Here is a 17,289-nt window from a genome sequence, read left to right as displayed (position 1 = left end):
TCGCTCCAATAAACATTCATCCGCCTATTCGCACTTACGCCCGATTACATGACCCTTTCGGCGAACGAAGTCGCCTGCGGCGGCATCCAACTGTTCATGATCGGCGTGACGCTGTCCCTGCTGCTGGCCCTGTCCCCGGCGGCCGTGACCGAGATTCCGAAGAACTTCCTGCTCACCGAGCGCACCGCGCGCGTGCCGCTGAGCTCGGACGACGCCGCCGAGCAGGGATACGAGATCATCGACAGCCTCACCGCGCCCTTCGAGCTGAACCCGTGCGGGCATCGGCGGGCCGTCGACCGGGGTCGCACTGCCGCCCGCACGATCACCTACTGGAGCAGCGCGCCCAGCAACTCGGCCGAGCAGCTCGTCCTCTACAAGAGCCCGCGGGCCGCCCGTGCCGCGCTCGCCGGGCTGCGCGCCGAGGCCGGGCGGTGCGCGCGCAAGGGTGACCCGTCGATGCCCTCGATCAAGATCCAGTGGCGGACGACCAGGGTGAAGGCGGGGGACGAGGCCGTGGGAATGGGCTACCGGACCTGGCAGGACGGCAACGTGAACCAGACGATCACCGGGGTCGTCGCGCGCCGGGGCAGCGCACTGATCATCTACCGGACCGACGAGGGCGACTACGACCCCGGCCGGCTCACCAAGAACGCCAGGAAGATGGCCGTCAAGGTCTGCGGCCTGCCCGACGTCTGCTAGCCCGCCCGGCGCGACGACCACCGGTCCAGCAGGACGGGGACGACCGTGAGCGCGGCCAGCCCCGCGCCGATCCACGGGACGGCGGCGACCCCCGCCCCCGCGTCCAGCACGACGGCGGCCGGCACCGGCACCAGGCTGATGCCCAGCTGGAAGGCCGAGACCGTGGTGGCCCCGGCGAGCGCCGGCGCCCCCGACGCGATGGCGAACACCCGCCCGTAGACCGCCGGGTTCAGCACGAACCCGGCGACGCCGAGCAGCAGCACCAGCGGCACGACGGCCGCGACGTGCCGCCCGAGCACGGCCAGCAGCACGGAGCAGGCCGCGATCCCGAGCGCCCCCGCCAGCAGGGCGTGGGTGGGCAGCCGGTCGGCGATGCGGCCCCCGACCGACAGCCCGGCGAAGGCCCCCACGCCGAACAGCGTCAGGATCACCGGCACCCAGACCCCGGGCACGCCCGTGACCTGCGTCAGGAACGCCGCCAGGTAGTTGTAGGAGATCATGTAGGCCGCGGTGCTCAGCAGGGTGACGGCGTACACGATCCACAGCTGCGGCCGGCGCATCGTGCGCAGTTCGCCGCGGACGCTCGCCTGCCCGTGCCCGCCGGTGGCGGGCAGCGCCACGAGCGTCAGGACGGCGCCGGCGACGGTGAGCGCGGTCACGGCCCAGAACCCGCCACGCCACCCGGTGAAGTAGCTGATCAACGCCCCGGCCGGCCCGCCCGCGATCATCGCCAGGCTCAGCCCGCTGACGACCACCCCGGACGCGCGGGCGGTGCGGTCCGCCGGGACCAGCCCGATCGCGGTGACCGCCGCCACCGCCCAGAACCCCGCGTACGCCAGACCGGCGAGAAAGCGCGTGACCAGCAGCACCGGATGGCTGTCGGTGAGGATGCCGATCGCCACGCAGGCGGCGAAGGCCGCCTGGGCGACCACCAGCGTCGTCCGGCGCGGCCAGCGGAGGGTCATGACGGCCAGCGGCGGCCCGCCGATCACGACCCCCGCCGCGAACGCCGAGATCAGCCCGCCGGCGGAGGCCAGCGTGATCCGCAGGTCCGCGGCGACCGCCGGCAGCACCCCGGCGAGCAGGAACTCCGCGCTGCCCATTGAGAACAGGCTGAAGGACAGCAGGTAGACGCCCAGCGGTAACCTGCCGCGGGCGACCGCCGCCCGTCCGGTGGCCGTGGCGCTCATCGGTCCGCCCCCGCCGCGTGCAGGGCCGAGGCGAGGTATTCGTTCAGGACGTGCCGGGGAGCGGCTCCCGTCCAGGAACCGGCGGGCCGGCCGCCGGCGTACACCACGAAGGCGGGGACGGCGGCGATGCCGTGCCGGGCGGCCAGGCCGGGCTGGTCGTCCAGGTCGGCCCGGACGACGTCCACCTCTCCCGCGCGGTCGGCCGCCAGGCTCTCCACGATCGGGGTGACCATCTGGCACGGACGGCACCAGGCCGCCCAGAACTGGATCAGGACCGGACGTTCCGTCTGGAGGACGCGTTCGGTGAAGTTCTGCTCGGTGACGCTGCGCACCGAGCCGGGAACATGCGCGGGCATGACGAAGTCTCCTTGCGTGCGTGGGGGGCTAACGAGCCAGGGCGGACGTCGGGCGGCGCCGCTCGACGGCGTCCCGCACCTCTTCGTCCACCAGGTCGGCGTTGACGGCGGACGCGGCGGCCGACCCCATCCCCGCCGCCGTGACGACCTGCGCGCGCGGGTCGACGACGTTGCCCGCCGCCCAGACCCCGGGCACGCTGGTCTGTCCCGTCCGGTCGGTGACGACCCAGCCGGCGTCGTCCTTGTCGCAGCCCAGACGGGTGAGCACCTGGTCCTGCGGCACCATGCGCGGGAACAGGAACACGGCGGCGCGCGGCAGCACCCGCCCGTCGGTGAGCTCGACGCCGCGCAGCCGTCCGTCCTCGACGACGAGGCGGTCGATCGGGCCCTCGACGATGCGCACGCCGCGGGCCTCCAGCCGGTCGCGGTCCTCCGGCGTCAGGTCGAGCGTGTGGGTGAGGAGGACGACGTCGTCGCTCCACTGGCGCAGCAGCAGGGCCTGGTGGACGGCCCCCGGATGCGTGCCGAGCACCGCCAGCGGCTGGCCGCCGACCTCGTGGCCGTGACAGTAGGGGCAGTGCAGGACGTCCTTGCCCCACCGCTCGCGCACGCCGGGGATGGCGGGCAGCTCGTCGTACAGGCCGGTGGCGACCAGCAGGCGGCGGGCGCCGAGCACCGGGCCGCCCTCCAGCCGCACCGCGAAGCCCGGTTCGACCTCCTCCACACGACCCCGGACGAACCGCACGCCGTACCGCTCGATCTCGGCCCGGCCGAGCTCCAGCAGGGTCGCGGGCGGCAGGCCGTCGCGGGACAGGAAGCCGTGCATGTGCGCGGCCGGGGCGTTGCGCGGCGCGCCCGCGTCGACCACGACCACCTTGCGGCGCGCGCGCCCGAGGAGCAGGGCCGCGCTCAGTCCGGCCGCCCCCGCGCCGACCACCACCACGTCGTACTCGGTGTCCTTGCTGTTCATCGCCGTAGTCATGGCGATCACCTCCGGCCCCGATGGTGCGATCCGGCACGCGGGGATGACAACTTCTGTTGCCGTTTCTGGGAAATCGGAGGTGGAATGGGCTCATGGAGCAGCAATCGCGGATCGACGCCACGCTGGCCCAGGTCGGCGCCCGGCTCAGACACCTCCGCACCCAGCGCGGCGTGACCCTGTCGGCCCTGGCCGAGGCCACCGGCATCTCCAAGAGCACGCTCTCGCGCCTGGAGTCGGGGCAGCGCCGGCCCAGCCTGGAGCTGCTGCTGCCGATCGCGGAGGCGCACCAGGTGCCGCTGGACGAGCTGGTCGGCGCACCGGAGGTCGGCGACCCGCGCGTCCGGCTCAAGCCGGTGGTCCGCAACGGCCGGACCGTGCTGCCCCTGACCACCCAGCCCGGCCCGCTGCAGGCGTGGAAGTCGGTCATCCCCGCCGACCAGAACCAGCCGCAGCCCGTCACGCACGAGGGCTATGAGTGGATGTACGTGCTCTCGGGGCGCGTCCGCCTGATCGTGGGCGACCACGACCTGGTCATGGGCCCCGGCGAGGCCGCCGAGTTCGACACCCACCTGCCCCACTGGTTCGGCCCCGCGGGCGATCATCCGGTGGAGGTGCTCAACCTGTTCGGACGGCAGGGCGAACGCATGCACATGCGCGCCCAGCCTCGCCCCCGGCAGCCGTCCTAGAGGTGTCCGGTCACTGGCTGGTGCAGCGGGTGGGCCGCACCACGATGACCACCCTGCGCTCGGCGTCGCCGACCGGCCGTGCGTAGTCGAGGCCGTACCGCCTGGCCAGCACGTCGAAGAAGTCGCCCTGGGGGTCGGGTTCGACCCGCTCCACCGTGCCGCGCACCTCCAGGTAGCGGTACGGCTGCTCCGGATCGTTGACCGAGATCGCCACGTGCGGGCGGGCGGCGGCGTTGCGTCCCTTCTGCCGGTCGTTCGTGGTGGTGAAGCGCAGGAACTCGCCGTCCCAGATGGTCCACACGGGCGTTACCTGCGGGGTGCCGTCGGGCATCAACGTCGCCAGATGGACGTACAGGGGACGGGTCAGCAGGTCGAGATGGCTCTCCGGAATCACAGACATGCGCGGAACACTATCAAAGCTTTTATGACCATAAGAGCTTTGAGTCGGTGCCGACTTGTAGGCTCCAGACATGGACATGCCCCCGGAGGAGCGGCTCGGCCTCGACGTCAAGCGCGCCGAGCAGCGACTCATGGCGGCCAAGCACGCCGCGGTCAAGACCGCCGGACTGACCGTGCCCCAGTACGCCGCCCTGCTCGCCCTCCACGCCAACCCGGGCATCTCCGCCGCCGCCCTGGCCAGGGAATGCCTGGTCACGCCGCAGGCCATGAACGTCGTACTGAAGAACCTGCTCGAACACGGCCTGATCGAGCGTTCCCCCCACCAGTGGCACCGCACCATGCTGGAAACCCACCTCACGGACGCCGGTCGCGAGGCGCTGCGGGTGGCGGACCAGGCAGCCGTGATCATCGAACGCCGCATCTCCGCCGCCTTCACCCCCGAGGAACGCGCCACCCTCCGCACCCTCCTCACCCGCTTCACCGACGCGATCTGACCGGGCGCCGGGCAGGCTCCTCATCCGGCCGGGGAGCCACCGAGGATCAGGTCGGCCATCCGCAGCAGCCGGTCCACGTACGTCCTCGCCTCCCGGCCACGCGCTCGCCGCCGGATCCAGCGCAGGTCGCGGGCGCTGCTGACGAGCCGCTCGCGCAGCTGGTCGGTGAGCGCCTTGCCCTCATTACGGACGTACCAGAACATGACGCCCGCGACTCCGTCGTCCGCCAGGACCAGGTCCGCGAACAGGTCCCGATCAGCCAGCCCGGGAAACGGAATGTGCCGATGCTCTTCCCAAAGCACCGACACTTCTTCGAACACCTCTGGCGACACTTTGCCCACGCGCCAAAGATACGGTCACCGCTGCGCAGAGACACGGCCACCGCTCCCCAGAGACACGGCCACCGCTCCGCAGAGACCTGGTCACCGCTCTACGCGAAGGCTCACCTGCGACCCCAGCTCGCGGAACCCGAGAGCTCGGGCCACCCGCCGCGACGCCTCCGGACGCGCCCGCCACTGCGGCAACAACCCCGCACCGAGCGCGTCGGCCACCGCCGCCGACGCCACCGCCCGAGCCAGCCCCCGCCCCCGAAACCCCTCGGCAGTCAGTACGGACAGATGCGCCGCCGTGTCCAACCACGTCCGATACCCGGCGGCGGCGACCACATCACCGCCCGCGCGAACCGCCCAGACCGCCGAACCGACCTCCGCCAGCCCGCTCTCGTCGGCATCCTGCTCGCTCGCCGCCGCCAGCAGCCCGCCGACGTCCCGATCCCCTGCCGCCAGCCGTTCCACATCCGCCTCGACATGGCAGGGAACGAACTCCTCAGCATCGACGTACGCGAGCGTCGCCGGCCCCAAGACCTCGCGCACCTTCAGCCGCTCGGAAAGCCGCGGAAGATCGACGCCGTCCTTACGGAGACCGCCGCGCAGGGCCCGACGCAACGGCTCGACCAACCCGGCCTCAGGCACCGTGACCAGCACCCCGCCGTCCAGCACGACGATCCCCGTCCATCCAGGCGGACACAACCCCGACCCGGACGAGACGACCACCGCAACCTCTCCCCGCCCGGGAAACCCGACAGCCGCCCGAGCCAAGCCCACCCATAACCGCCTCACCGCATCCCGCGCCACACTCCATGATCGGCTGTACGAGCAGCCGACGTCCACGGAGTTACGACGACTCCGGCTCGCGGGATGGCCGATGCCAAGGGGTGAGACCCGCGATATCGACGCGCGGCCGAGGTGCGGTCACGAGGGCGCCCAGCTCCCTCATCGAGCATGAACGCCCTCGTGAACCGCACCATCGCCACAGCTAAGGCTTGGTACCGACCATCTAGTTGCTCTCTGGCCGTTGCCGAGTGCCGGGGCGGCGCAGGAGGCTGCAACGCGGCAGGCCACACTGCGGAACGGCGTCATGGGCGTTGATGTGGCACCGCAGCCCGGTGATCTCGTCCACCAGGGCCTCGTAATCTTGTCTCAGCTCGGCCTGGAAGGCAGCGAGTTCGGTCATCATCAGAACGATGCTGATCATGGTGAGGTCTTCCGCGGTGCGGGTGCTCGTCTCGAGCGCCTTGACGCGTAGCATCACCTCGCGGATCTCCGCCTCTAGGTTCACGGCTCCTGCCTGTTCCACGCAGGGAAGAAGATGCCGCACCGGTGGCCCGGCGCGTGCTCTGACGGGAGCACAGTGACAGACGGAAGGCAAAGAAGCCGAGCCGCGCTCCGACACGAGGTGTGGTTCTTTCTCCCACTACCACGCGTCTTTCCTCCCGGGGATGCGGTTTCTCACCAACCCCCCGAGCACAAACCCGGCCGAACAGCCGGATAACGGGACGAGCAGGCGGGACACACAGTTCTACAGCCGGCTTTCGCCGGTCACCGACGCCACCTGGACACGCCCCTCACCTCTGAAGCCCGTCCAACGACCAGAGGCCCTCAACCTCGCCGAGCCCCTTCGGGCCAGATCACCCGGACGGAGATCCCACGAACTCCAGCACACCGCCGAGATCAACTACCGCACGAGCGAAGATCTGATCGGCCCCGTCCGCCAGACAGGACAGCGACGCGCACCATGATCACCTCCGGGTGTCGGCAGCCGGTTCCCTTACAGGTGGAACCAGTGAATCCGCCGACAAGTGGTACAGACGAAGCAGGTCGCGTCTCGGTTGGCCCAGTCCAGGCCCATGAAACTCATTCCGGTCGTCTGCAGCTTCCACTGACGGGACTCGAAAATCTCGCTCTGGCATGTGTCGCACCTGAGGTTCTGCCCGTGCGGGAGCCTTACGGTCTTGGCCTCATCCATGTTCACGATGCTATGCGAGACGATCCGCCGCGGCTCAGCAGAAACGGGCCCGGCACCGGCCGACCGAGATTGTCGGTGCCGGACTCTACGCTTCGCGCCCATGACCAGAGAAGAGTCTCCTGTCACGCACACGAAGCGGATCGATGTGCAGGTCGCAGACTGCGGTCAGGTCTATCTCCTGGACGAGGGAGACTACGAGCCCAATGGCAGGCCAGATGACTCACCGGCCCACTCGGTCGGCCTCGTTACAACGGAGGGAAGAGGCTTCGCCAGCCTGAACATCGCCACACTTTGGGGGCTGATCCCCTTCACCGTGACGGTCGCCGACCGGGATCCGGGCGCTGACCTGGACGGCTACGAGGACATCGTGGAGATCAGTTTCGACTCCCCGTCGGGCAATGTATTCCTGGCCGGATGGCTCATGGATTGGGACGACGAAAAGGCGCACGATCTTTCCCCGTTGCTTTCCGGTCCCGGCACATACCGTCTGCGATATCACGTCCGAGGAATGGCCGAGGAGCGTTGCTCCCCTGATGACCACTACCTTCAGATATGGCCTGCGGCGCAGCACGATCCGGCCGTACTGAAAACCACGAGTATCCCCTTCCAGCACATGCTGAAGGCGGACAGGGCCGCGGGGTGAGTGAGAGAACGGCGCCGCTCTCTCAGGAGAGTGGCACAGTGGGCATCAGTTATCGAGGAGGAGTTGAAAGACGATGGGTGACTACTTCGAGCGGATCGTCGATGTCGAGGTGACCGGCCAAGAGGCGGAGTCGCTCGCAGAGCGGGTGGTCGACTGGATGGTTGCCGAAGGGCTGATCACACGCGAGAGATCCAGCGACGGCATGTACAGCCTGCAAGTGGACGACGGATACGAGCCCGGCCCCAACTGGCAACGAGCAGTGGCTGATTCCTCGGACCCGACGTGGATACCGGGCCCGGTGGCGGTCATCGTCGGGCGGGATCACCACGTCGGAGGCCAGGGGATGAGCGAGGCGGACTCCGCGACCTGCCCACGATGTGACGCGACAACTGTGATCATCGACTACCCGAACGCGTGGGAGGCGGACCAGGCCGCTTGGCAGCCGTTCAGCGACGGCATCGACACCTGGAAGGAGACCGGCGAAGGAAGTGTCACCTGCTCCTCATGCGGCGCCTCCGTCCCGGTCACCGAGTGGCAGTTCGGGTCCGGTTTCGACCTCGGGGCGCTCGCCTTCGATTTCTGGGGATGGCCACCTCTCAGCGCCAGCTTCCACACGGAGTTGAGCAAGCAACTGGGACATCGCATAGAGGTACAGTCAGGCAAGTTCTGACCCCCGCCACAAACGCTGAACCGGTTGACGACGCGAGCAGCCGTGATTGTCCACGCCCCCGCCCGTCCTGGCACAGATCTGACACGCCCCAGAAGGCCTCACCTCCTTCGATCAGCCGGGGCTGAGGAACGAAGCCTCGGACCGTCGCCCCACGGCGACCAGCCCAGCCGAAGCGTTCGACCGGAGGACGGGGCGCGGCGGCGCGCCGTACCTTCGCCCTGACCCACTGGTAAGCGCCCGACCTCACGAAGCGATGACTACCTACTCGGCGTCCTTCGGGTGTCGAGGTGACGCGTAGATCACCCAGACGGTACGAGTGGTGTCATCGATGACATACCGCACACGCCCACCGCTGGTGATCTCGAACTCCCACTGCTTTAAATCCTTGCCGTTGTGACGATGGGATGCGAGATCGCCACGTGCACGATGTTGTCGATCACGACTGGCACCCGTGCGCGGATCAAGGCGCAGGATCTCAAAGCATCGACGGGTATTGGCCAACGCATGGCGGCACAGCTCCTCCCAGCCGCGGACCGCCTGCGCCGTACGCGATAAGCAAGGTCGGCATCGAGGTGCTCAGCCGTTCCCTCGCCCAGCAGGTGGGCGTGCGGGGCATCACCGTCAACGCCGTCGCGCCCGGCCCGACGGTCACCGACATGAACCGTGGATGCTCGGCAGGCCCGAGGTCCAGCAAATGGTCGGCACCGGCAACGCCATCCCGCGCGTCGGTCAGCCCGACGACATCGCCGACGTGGTCGCCTTCCTGGCCTCCGAGGCCGGGCGGTGGGTGACCGGCCAGGTCGTCGACGCCTCCGGCGGCTGCTTCCTCGGCCCCCGGATCTGAGCTGACAACGCCCCGGGCCGCCGTCAGCCGGCCTTCAACCGGCTGTCAGCGCTGCCCGGGAGATTCGGACCTGCCCCAACAATCCCCTTCACGTATCAGGAAACGTCATGAAGATTCTTGCCCTCAGCTGCCTGGCCGCCGTGACCCTCGCCGGGACCGCCACCCCGGCGTCGGCCGACACCGGAGTGGTGTCCGCGCTCGACAGTGTGGCCAAGCCGCTGGTCTCCACCTCCCCGGGCGCCCGGGCGCACGACCTGGACGCCTTCGGCGCCATGGTGGGCCGGGCCGAGGTGGTCGGCGTGGGCGAGGCCACCCACAGCACCGCCGAGTTCTACGCCCTCAACCAGCGGCTGTTCCGCTACCTGGTGACCGAGAAGGGATTCACCACGTTCGCCCGCGAGCTGAGCTGGAGCACCGGCCTGCGCCTGAATGATTATGTTCTGTACGGCCAGGGCGACCCGCAAGCGATCTTCCACGACGAGGTCAAGGGCCCCTACGACCTGTTCGACAACCGCGAGTTCCTCGACCTGGTCCAGTGGATGCGCGCCCACAACGCCGGCCACGCCAAGAAGGTCCAGTTCGTGGGCGCCGACCTGCTCTACCCCGGCGACATCCTCTTCGACAAGGTGCTGGCCTACGCCGAGCAGCACCGACCCGCCCTGCTGCCCGAGCTCACCCAGTTGTACGACGGGCTGCGCCCCACCACAAAGAACGCCGGCGAGTACATGGCGCAGGCGCTGGCCGTACCGCTGGAGACCCGGCAGGACAACGCCGAGCGGGCCACCCGGGCCCTGAAGCTCCTGCAGAAGGAGGGCGCCGACCGATGGACGGTCCAGCACGCCCGCGCGCTGTCGCAGACCTTCACCGACTTCGCCTTCGACCAGGCCACCGCGGACGGCCGCCGCCAGGCGGCGATCTACCGGGACCAGGTGCTGGCCGACAACGTCACCTGGTGGAACCGTACGACGGGCGCCAAGATCCAGGTGTCCGGGCTGAACGCGCACCTGAGCTACACCCCGATCGACACCACGTACGTGCCGGCCCCGATGGGCGGCGAGCTGCGCGAGCGGCTCGGCGACCGCTTCGTCACCGTCGGCACCAGCTTCAACCAGGGCGGCTACAACTTCTCCAGCTCCGAGACCGCCTGCCCCGACGGCGTCAAGCCCGCCGAACGGCCGGGGACGTGCAAGGGCTGGGTCCCCGCCGCGGGCCCCGACTACAACGAGTACGTCCTGGACCAGGTGCGCCACCGCGACTTCATGCTGGACACGCGGACAGCTCCGCGGACGGCTCGGACGTGGCTGGCGCAGGCCCGGCCCACCCGGCTCATCGGCGGCGGCTTCTGGTCCCCCGACCAGGCTGTCCATGCCTCCCTGAGCCGCTCCTTCGACGTGGTGATCCACCTCCACCAGGTCAAGGCGGCCACCCTCACCCGCTGACGCCATACCGGACGCCCCCGGCCCGTGATCGCCCCCGGACGTACCGGTCGACCATGGGCCGCTCTCCGCCTCGCCCGACGTCAGGCCAACCGGACAGCCACCGATCCCGCAGCAGCCGTTCGGGCCTGACTCTGTACCGCTGCTGCCGGCGGTGCCTGTTCACTTCGTGCCGCAGAACCAGCCCGAAGAGGCTTCACCCAGCTCGAAGGGCAGCGACAGCCTCAACGAGACCGGCCGCCTCCAGAGCGTCGAGCACGTCCTCGACGGTCTCGGGCGGGCTGGTCCGTGAGTCCGCAATCTGCTGCACACACGCCCAGACGACCCTTCCGTCCAAGTCGATTTGGTCGAGGACGAAGTCGTCGGGCGACTTCGCGTCGATATCCCATGGAGCCAAGTAGTCGGCAGGGAAGTCCTTGAGATTCGACGTGACGATGGCCTTCGCGCCCACCTTGATCGCTGCGGCGAGCACATGTCGATCGTCAGCGTCTGGGAGCTTCAGCCCTTCGATCAGTGGCTCATACCCCTCGACGAGGCAGTCGCGGACAGCGGAGTTCATCAGTCGGCGGAGCTTGTCGAGCTTTTCCGCAGGAATGTCGGGGCGGTTGGCTGCGAGGTTGCGCTGCATCTCGTCGAGGATGCTGTTGGTTCACCTGGCTTGCACCCGTGCCGTCATGGCGAGGCGAATGAGCAGGTCACGCAGGGTGTTGCCGTACAACACGTTCGCGTCGTAGACCACCACGAATGTCATGGCTCAGATGCCCAACTCTTGCCCCAGCGCAGCGAGTTCGTCGGCCGCGGTCCGGCGCTTGGCGTCATCGCGACGCCTGTACTCCTGGAGGTCCTCGTACTTGATTCGACGGTGCTTGCCAATCAACCGGAACGGAATCTCTCCCGTCTCCAGGAGTTTGATGACGTACGGGCGTGAGACGTTCAGCATGTCCGCCGCTTGCTGTGTCGTCAGCTCAGCATGGGACGGAATCACCGTGACTCCGCGCCCTTCAGCTGCTTGGGCAAGGATGAAGGCAAGCAGAGCTACTGCTTCACGAGGAAGGATCAAGGGGTCCTCTTCCCCGTGCTCACCGACGACCTGCACGGTCGACTGCTCGGGATACCGCATGAGGTAATCCTTGATCCGGCGGACCGCGCGAGCGGCCACCTCCGCATCGATGCTTCCCGGCTGAACTCGCTTGGCCTGCACGTCAGTCATGACGTCACCCCCTCTTCGCAGTATCCGCAACAAACGAAGCAAACGCAAGCACGATCGCCAGCAGCCCGGCACCGCCTTGACCCTGTGATGAAGGCTGTCGCCGAAGACGGCGCTGACCCATGATCTACTCCGGGCGTGCCGGGCGACCATGGGTCAGGATCTAGCTATCTCTACAGGTCTACGCTCGCCGGAAGTCAGGCCGCCCGGACAGGCCACGGCCGCCGATGCCGCAGTAGCCGTTGGTGGCTTTGTACAGGGCATTGCTCTTGGTTGCTCGGCTCCCGGCAACGAATCCCTAGGACTGGAGGTCGTTGGAGAGGTTGATCCGGATCTCCGTGTTGCGGTACCCGGCGCGCAGGAACGCGGCCGCCATCGGCGCGTTGCCCACGTCGGTGGTGGCTGTGATGCGCGTCTCTCCGTTGGCCGCATGCATGCGGGTGATCTCGGCGAGTGCCTCGTCCACGTATCCGCGCCCCCGGAACTCCGGGACCACCCCGAGATATCCGACGTTCACGCTGTACGGCGTCGCCGAGGGGATCGCCATGCCTGCCACCTCGCCCTCGTACGTGTAGGCGATGCGCCACCACTCCCGCTTGCCCGGCGCGCCGAGATAGAAGTCCATCTCTTCGCGCGCGGTCGCGTCCACGCCTTTGGCCGCTACGTTCGTTCGGGTCTGAAAGTCCAGACTGCCCTCGGCGATTCTCCTGAACACCGCCAGGAACTCCTCATCGGACGCCTCGGCGAACCGCAGCGCCCCAGCCACCGGGGGCACCCCGTCGGCCGGCGCCCACTCGAACTGCAGCCGCTCGACCTCCCGAGTGAGGCCGGCCGCGTGTGCTGCCGTTCGCCGCCATTCCACGGCCGCCGAGGTGACCGGATCGTCACGCCAGCCGCCGGACGCCTTGATCGCGTACTGCACCGGCCCCGGGAACACTGCCAGTGCGGCCCTGATCAGTTCGGTGGCGACGACGATGCGCTCACCCACTGCGGGATCGACGTCCAGGCAGTCGAGCGCGACCGGGTACGCGCTGCCCCTCGGCCCCCACCACAGCGCACGTCCCACGACCCGGTCACCGACCTCGGCGATCCACGTCCACTCCGACCGGTACATGTTCTCGGCCAGTTCTGCGAGGTAACGGTCGGCGGAGATCCAACCGACGGGCTCCGTCACGACCCACGACGTCACACGGTCCAGCTCCGCAGGGACGATCGCACGACAGGAAATCACCAAAAGAGCTTAGTGGACCTTTTGTCCACCCGTGGGCGACCCAGCATGGGACAGGTCACGCCTCACCGGACGTCAGCACAACCGGACAGAACGCCACCCTTGTCGCCGATGGCGCAGTAGCCGTTGGTGCGATCGACCTGCTCGACCGGGCCATATGCCAGACCGCCGGTCAGGTCGCGATCCGAATAGAGGACGGGCCACCCTCGCCCGTCCGGTGGGGCGATCAGCTCGACGTACGACCGGTCTACGTCTCAGCCGAATTGGACGGCATGAGCGATCAGCGACTCCGCGTACGTGGCCAAGTATGCGACCAAGGGAGAGTCCGCAGGCACCGTAGACCGTCCGATTCGGCATGCCGGACAGATCGCCGGCCTGAAGGTCACCGAGCAAGCCCAGCTGATCACTGGCACTCCGCCTCCCGATCCAGAGAAAACCGTGACGGTAGGCGAATGGCACCATGCCGGAAGCGGCCATCGCCATGGAGAGGCTTTCTGGGCCGAGGTAGCACGCCATCGCATCGCCACCGCTCGCAGGATCGCCCGACAACAAGCAGACGAGAAGCGATAGGCCCCGCGCCTCTAGCCGAGATCGTCCGGGCCGTTGTCGCTCAGTTAGTCACCCAGGATCGGGCCCGCGGGCTGGGGCTGCTGCCACACGTCGCAGCCGTTGCCCCACAGCTCAGAGGCATGGTAGGCAAACCGATCGAACAGGCCGTCGTCCTGATACCGCCGCAAGTGCAACATGGGCGAGTCATGACCGACGAGCTTCGCCAAGTGCGGCGTGACCAGCATTTCCGAGTCGAACCGGAACACGCTCATGGCGATGTGCTCGTCACCGAACCGGGCCTCGACACCGGCAACGTCGCGTAGCTGATCGATCTCCGACAGAGTGATCCGGATGCGCGTGGAGACGGTCAGCGGAACGTTCTCCACGTCCTCGCGGTGGTGCGTCACCTCACTCTCCGGATCGCCGACGAGGAACCGGATCTTGCAGCCCTGCTGCGCCTTCCGCTTGAGCACCTTCGCGAGATTGGGGTGTTCCAGCCACAGGAAGTAGTTGGTGTAACCGGCGAACACGATCTCGTTGCGCGCCGAGCTGATGAGATTGCGCCAGATTGATTTCGGACATGCGGAGCGATACGGGTAGACGGTCAAGACTTCCTTATCCGGCCCAGTTTTCACCGTATTGCGAATTGCATCCGGCCATAGCACGGCTGTCTCAACTCCTAGTGCCTCTGCGGCTGCCCATTGGTGCCGCATGTGCGGAACGCGGGTTTCGTTCTGCAGCCAGCGTTCCACCGTCTTGACGTCCACGCCACATCGGTCGGCCAAATGCTGGTTCGTGACCTGGGCGTTCAGCATGGCGCTGCGTAGGGGGACGTTGGCCACGGCACACCTCGAACTGGAGGACGTCAGGGACGTTCGGAGCGTAACGCTGTACCGTCCTGGACGTCTTGATAACGCGGTGGGTTTGTCACGCTCAGGTAAGCACGCTGATCGCATGTCCACTCCGGTGATTCTCGAAGACCTCCAAGCGGCATTTCCCGGTTGGTGCATTTGGCGTAGTTCTGCGGGCCGTCTCTGGGCCACCCGGAACGTCCGTCGCCTGTCCCCGCGCGAAGTAGATCACGGCCTGTCCCAGACGATCGACGCGGACGACATCGTCCATCTCGCCGAGCAGCTGAAGGAGCAGGAGACAGCAGAGGAGGCGTTGTGAGCCGCCCTTCGCTCGCACCGGAGACCCACGCCGCTGCTGCCCTGGCCAACGCCCTCGCCGCTCGGGGACTCTCCGCAGACGTGCACGACGGCTACGGCCTGGCGCTGGTGTCCGTCTGGGTCGGATTGGTCGTGCGGTGTCACGGCGGGCGCTACTGGTGGCGATCGTCATGGGATGCGGGACGACAGCGAGTCATCTACGCCTGGCACCCCTCCACCGAACCCGCTCGGGCCGCTCACCGAGTCGCTCTCCGCTACGCCCAACTACGGGAGTCTCAGCCGATCGGTACGCCGCTCGCCGGAGCGCACCCGTGCCTATGACCTTGGCGAAGCTGATCGCCCAGTACCCGGCATGGCAGGTTCAGGAGATTGCCGCAGGTTGGGTGGCCATTCGGAAGCAGCCCGTTCCCTGTGCAAGCGGACTGTCCAACGTCCGTTGCGGGGCGACGTTGGACGAACTGGCTGCGAATCTGCAGGCGGAGAGCAGACAGGGGAGGAGGGAGCAATGGCCCCTTCGAAGGGTCTGAAACGGCCACGCAATACGCCAGCCTCCACCACAGGGAGAAACCCGGGTAGATCGCTGGCAACCCGACCCGGAGCGCAGGGCCTCCAGGCCCGAGCACCGGGAGCGGGGCGGCAGAAACTTGAAGCTCATCGTCGGGGCCGCCGGCCCGCGTGCGGTGGCGGGCGCGAGCGCCCCCAGGCCGCACGCGCAAGTCCGCCAGACCGCTAAGCGGGCCGGCGGCCGGCGCAGCGAGCCCTTGAACCTGCAAGGAAGGTTGTCGCCGATGCTGCAGTAGCCGTTGGGGACTTTGTACAGGTACTGCTGGTGGTGGCACTTCAGCTCAAGCATCAAATGCCTCCCACTCGGGCGCTCACCACGGGGACCGCCCTCTGGACGGCTCCGGCGTGTCCTGTGGTGCAAGACTGAAGCGGACGGCACTCTTGACAGTGCCTCCGTGGAGGTTGAAGCGACATTCGGGCACTTCGTTCCACCCTCCCCTTCCTGGCCGAGAGGCCGGGCCGCTGCTCGGCAGATCAGCCACTACAGATGCGGCAGATCCGCCAGGAGATGTGCGGCAAATCTGCCGTCAGCGTATGTCGGTGCGGAGTATTCTCCGCACCGTGGACACGGATGAACTCACGCTCTTCCCTCGTCGCGCCGAGGCCATGGCGATGGAAGCCCTCACCGACACCCGCGTAGTGGTGATCAATGGCGCCCGGCAGGTCGGCAAGAGCACTCTGGCCCAGGCGATCGTGCGTCAGACGGCAGGAGCCGGCGAGATCTACCTGGATCAGGCAGCCGTACGCGCGGCGGCGAGACAGGATCCCGATGGCGTCGTGCATCATGACGGACTTCTTCTCATCGATGAGATCCAGCGCGTACCGGATCTCCTTCTCTCCATAAAGCGGGAAGTAGACGCCGATCCACGGCCGGGGCGCTTCTTGCTGACGGGATCCGCCCGGCTTCTGGGCCTCCGGGACTTGCCGGACGCGCTTCCCGGCAGATCCGAGACAATCGAACTGTGGCCGCTCTCCCAGGGAGAGATCGAACGGAGCAACGACAGCTTCGTGGACGAGGCATTCCGGCAAGGTCCTGATCTCAAGGTCGCGGCTGCCGGGCTGCGTCGTCCTGACTACTTGCATCGCGCGCTACGCGGGGGCTATCCGGAGGCCGTCCACCGCCCGTCTCATCGTAGAAGAGCCCGTTTCTTCGAGTCCTACATCTCCGATCTGATCAACCGAGACGTCAAGCAGATGTCCGATATCGAGCGACCCGCCGATATGCGCCGTCTGCTCAACATCCTCGCCGGACGGATGGGCGGCTTGACTGTGATCGACAACATCAGCCGCGATCTCGGGCTGCCTCGGAACACCGTGAAGCGCTATATCGACCTGCTCGACCTGGTGTACGTCATCAGACGGATTCCGGCCTGGTCGTCCAACGCGACCACGCGCGCGATCGCGACACCCAAACTGCTGCTTGTCGACTCTGGACTTGGCGCCCATCTGGCAGGTCTGACCCCAGCCCGCGTGTCCGACATAACAGCCCCCGTGGGTCCGCTGATGGAGAACTTCGCCCTTGGCGAGCTGGCCCGCCAGCTAACGTGGTCCGAGGAGCCTGTACAGCTCTACCACTACCGAGATCGAGATGGGGTCGAAGTCGACGGCATACTCGAACGGGCCTCTGGCGAGATCATCGGCATCGAAGTCAAGGCGACCGAAACCGTACGCGCCGATGACTTCAGAGGCTTGCAGCATCTGGCCCGCAGACTGGGCGACCGACTCATTGCGGGGTACGTCCTGTACGCAGGCCAGGAAACGCTTCCATTCGGGGACCGCATGCGCGCTTTTCCACTATCCGCATTGTGGACCGCGTCTTCCACGACCTGATAGACGAGCTCGTGTGTCCCCGAACGCGGGCCGCCCTGG

At 67.7% G+C, this 17,289-nt stretch carries 19 protein-coding genes and 1 pseudogene; 9 read left to right on the top strand and 11 right to left on the bottom strand.

Annotated features, from left to right (window positions below; genetic code table 11):
• Positions 1 to 48 precede the first annotated feature (48 nt).
• Positions 49 to 699, top strand: coding sequence for a hypothetical protein (locus ACFYUV_RS39110; protein WP_387678142.1), 651 nt, complete (start codon positions 49 to 51; stop codon positions 697 to 699).
• Here the strand turns inward: ACFYUV_RS39110 and ACFYUV_RS39105 are convergent.
• From ACFYUV_RS39105 to ACFYUV_RS39095, 3 genes are read right to left on the bottom strand one after another with little or no spacing between them, the layout of a single operon-like run.
• Entirely contained in the window at positions 696 to 1,889 is a 1,194-nt protein-coding gene (locus tag ACFYUV_RS39105; protein ID WP_387678139.1) for an MFS transporter, read from the bottom strand. The genes ACFYUV_RS39110 and ACFYUV_RS39105 overlap by 4 nt on opposite strands.
• Positions 1,886 to 2,245, bottom strand: a complete 360-nt coding sequence (locus ACFYUV_RS39100) for a thioredoxin family protein (protein WP_387678136.1) — start codon at positions 2,243 to 2,245, stop codon at positions 1,886 to 1,888. Before ACFYUV_RS39100 ends, ACFYUV_RS39105 begins: the two co-directional genes overlap by 4 nt.
• 28 nt (positions 2,246 to 2,273) lie before the next feature.
• Complete coding sequence (locus ACFYUV_RS39095; RefSeq protein WP_387678133.1) at positions 2,274 to 3,227, bottom strand: NAD(P)/FAD-dependent oxidoreductase; 954 nt, start codon at positions 3,225 to 3,227, stop codon at positions 2,274 to 2,276.
• Positions 3,228 to 3,319: 92 nt separating this feature from the next.
• Here ACFYUV_RS39095 and ACFYUV_RS39090 point away from each other — a divergent pair, with 92 nt between their 5' ends.
• Complete coding sequence (locus ACFYUV_RS39090; protein ID WP_387678130.1) at positions 3,320 to 3,913, top strand: helix-turn-helix domain-containing protein; 594 nt, start codon at positions 3,320 to 3,322, stop codon at positions 3,911 to 3,913.
• Positions 3,914 to 3,923: 10 nt separating this feature from the next.
• Here ACFYUV_RS39090 and ACFYUV_RS39085 read toward each other — a convergent pair whose 3' ends face one another.
• On the bottom strand, positions 3,924 to 4,313 hold the full coding sequence (locus ACFYUV_RS39085; protein WP_387678127.1) for a PPOX class F420-dependent oxidoreductase: 390 nt from the start codon (positions 4,311 to 4,313) through the stop codon (positions 3,924 to 3,926).
• A 70-nt stretch (positions 4,314 to 4,383) separates the two neighbouring features.
• Here ACFYUV_RS39085 and ACFYUV_RS39080 point away from each other — a divergent pair, with 70 nt between their 5' ends.
• Positions 4,384 to 4,806, top strand: coding sequence for a MarR family winged helix-turn-helix transcriptional regulator (locus ACFYUV_RS39080; protein ID WP_387678124.1), 423 nt, complete (start codon positions 4,384 to 4,386; stop codon positions 4,804 to 4,806).
• Between the two features lie 20 nt (positions 4,807 to 4,826).
• Here ACFYUV_RS39080 and ACFYUV_RS39075 read toward each other — a convergent pair whose 3' ends face one another.
• From ACFYUV_RS39075 to ACFYUV_RS39065, 3 genes are all read right to left on the bottom strand, one after another.
• A complete protein-coding gene (locus ACFYUV_RS39075; RefSeq protein WP_387678121.1) occupies positions 4,827 to 5,147 on the bottom strand; it encodes a hypothetical protein in 321 nt (106 codons plus the stop codon).
• Between the two features lie 81 nt (positions 5,148 to 5,228).
• Positions 5,229 to 5,804: a GNAT family N-acetyltransferase gene (locus ACFYUV_RS39070; RefSeq protein ID WP_387678118.1), complete on the bottom strand. Its 576-nt coding sequence runs from the start codon at positions 5,802 to 5,804 to the stop codon at positions 5,229 to 5,231.
• A gap of 337 nt (positions 5,805 to 6,141) precedes the next feature.
• On the bottom strand, positions 6,142 to 6,441 hold the full coding sequence (locus ACFYUV_RS39065; protein WP_387678115.1) for a hypothetical protein: 300 nt from the start codon (positions 6,439 to 6,441) through the stop codon (positions 6,142 to 6,144).
• A gap of 769 nt (positions 6,442 to 7,210) precedes the next feature.
• Between ACFYUV_RS39065 and ACFYUV_RS39060 the strand changes: the two genes are divergently transcribed.
• The 4 genes and pseudogenes from ACFYUV_RS39060 to ACFYUV_RS39045 all read left to right on the top strand — a co-directional run bounded on the left by ACFYUV_RS39060 (position 7,211) and on the right by ACFYUV_RS39045 (position 10,706).
• Positions 7,211 to 7,753 (top strand): hypothetical protein, encoded by a 543-nt coding sequence (locus ACFYUV_RS39060; RefSeq protein ID WP_387678112.1) that lies wholly within the window; start codon positions 7,211 to 7,213, stop codon positions 7,751 to 7,753.
• 73 nt (positions 7,754 to 7,826) lie between these two features.
• The gene (locus tag ACFYUV_RS39055; RefSeq protein ID WP_387678109.1) at positions 7,827 to 8,423 is read left to right on the top strand and encodes a hypothetical protein; all 597 of its coding nucleotides are present in this window, start codon (positions 7,827 to 7,829) and stop codon (positions 8,421 to 8,423) included.
• Positions 8,424 to 8,827: 404 nt separating this feature from the next.
• A pseudogene (locus tag ACFYUV_RS39050) lies at positions 8,828 to 9,267 on the top strand (SDR family oxidoreductase).
• Positions 9,268 to 9,374: 107 nt separating this feature from the next.
• Entirely contained in the window at positions 9,375 to 10,706 is a 1,332-nt protein-coding gene (locus ACFYUV_RS39045; RefSeq protein WP_387678106.1) for an erythromycin esterase family protein, read from the top strand.
• 193 nt (positions 10,707 to 10,899) lie between these two features.
• On the opposite strand, the gene ACFYUV_RS39040 is transcribed toward ACFYUV_RS39045, so the two are convergent.
• From ACFYUV_RS39040 to ACFYUV_RS39025, 4 genes are all read right to left on the bottom strand, one after another.
• Positions 10,900 to 11,343 carry a PIN domain-containing protein gene (locus ACFYUV_RS39040; protein ID WP_387678346.1) on the bottom strand — a complete coding sequence of 148 codons (444 nt, stop codon included), beginning with the start codon at positions 11,341 to 11,343 and terminating at the stop codon, positions 10,900 to 10,902.
• 114 nt (positions 11,344 to 11,457) lie between these two features.
• On the bottom strand, positions 11,458 to 11,913 hold the full coding sequence (locus ACFYUV_RS39035; RefSeq protein ID WP_387678103.1) for a helix-turn-helix domain-containing protein: 456 nt from the start codon (positions 11,911 to 11,913) through the stop codon (positions 11,458 to 11,460).
• Positions 11,914 to 12,208: 295 nt separating this feature from the next.
• Complete coding sequence (locus ACFYUV_RS39030; RefSeq protein WP_387678100.1) at positions 12,209 to 13,084, bottom strand: GNAT family N-acetyltransferase; 876 nt, start codon at positions 13,082 to 13,084, stop codon at positions 12,209 to 12,211.
• A 668-nt stretch (positions 13,085 to 13,752) separates the two neighbouring features.
• Positions 13,753 to 14,529 (bottom strand): hypothetical protein, encoded by a 777-nt coding sequence (locus ACFYUV_RS39025; RefSeq protein WP_387678097.1) that lies wholly within the window; start codon positions 14,527 to 14,529, stop codon positions 13,753 to 13,755.
• A gap of 112 nt (positions 14,530 to 14,641) precedes the next feature.
• Between ACFYUV_RS39025 and ACFYUV_RS39020 the strand changes: the two genes are divergently transcribed.
• Both ACFYUV_RS39020 and ACFYUV_RS39015 read left to right on the top strand, forming a co-directional pair.
• Complete coding sequence (locus ACFYUV_RS39020) at positions 14,642 to 14,857, top strand: hypothetical protein (protein WP_387678094.1); 216 nt, start codon at positions 14,642 to 14,644, stop codon at positions 14,855 to 14,857.
• Positions 14,858 to 15,981: 1,124 nt separating this feature from the next.
• The gene (locus ACFYUV_RS39015) at positions 15,982 to 17,250 is read left to right on the top strand and encodes an ATP-binding protein (protein ID WP_387678092.1); all 1,269 of its coding nucleotides are present in this window, start codon (positions 15,982 to 15,984) and stop codon (positions 17,248 to 17,250) included.
• Positions 17,251 to 17,289 lie beyond the last annotated feature (39 nt).

This window comes from Nonomuraea sp. NPDC003560 (assembly GCF_042878785.1).
Lineage (GTDB): Bacteria > Actinomycetota > Actinomycetes > Streptosporangiales > Streptosporangiaceae > Nonomuraea.
This window is presented reverse-complemented; position numbering and strand designations above follow the sequence as displayed.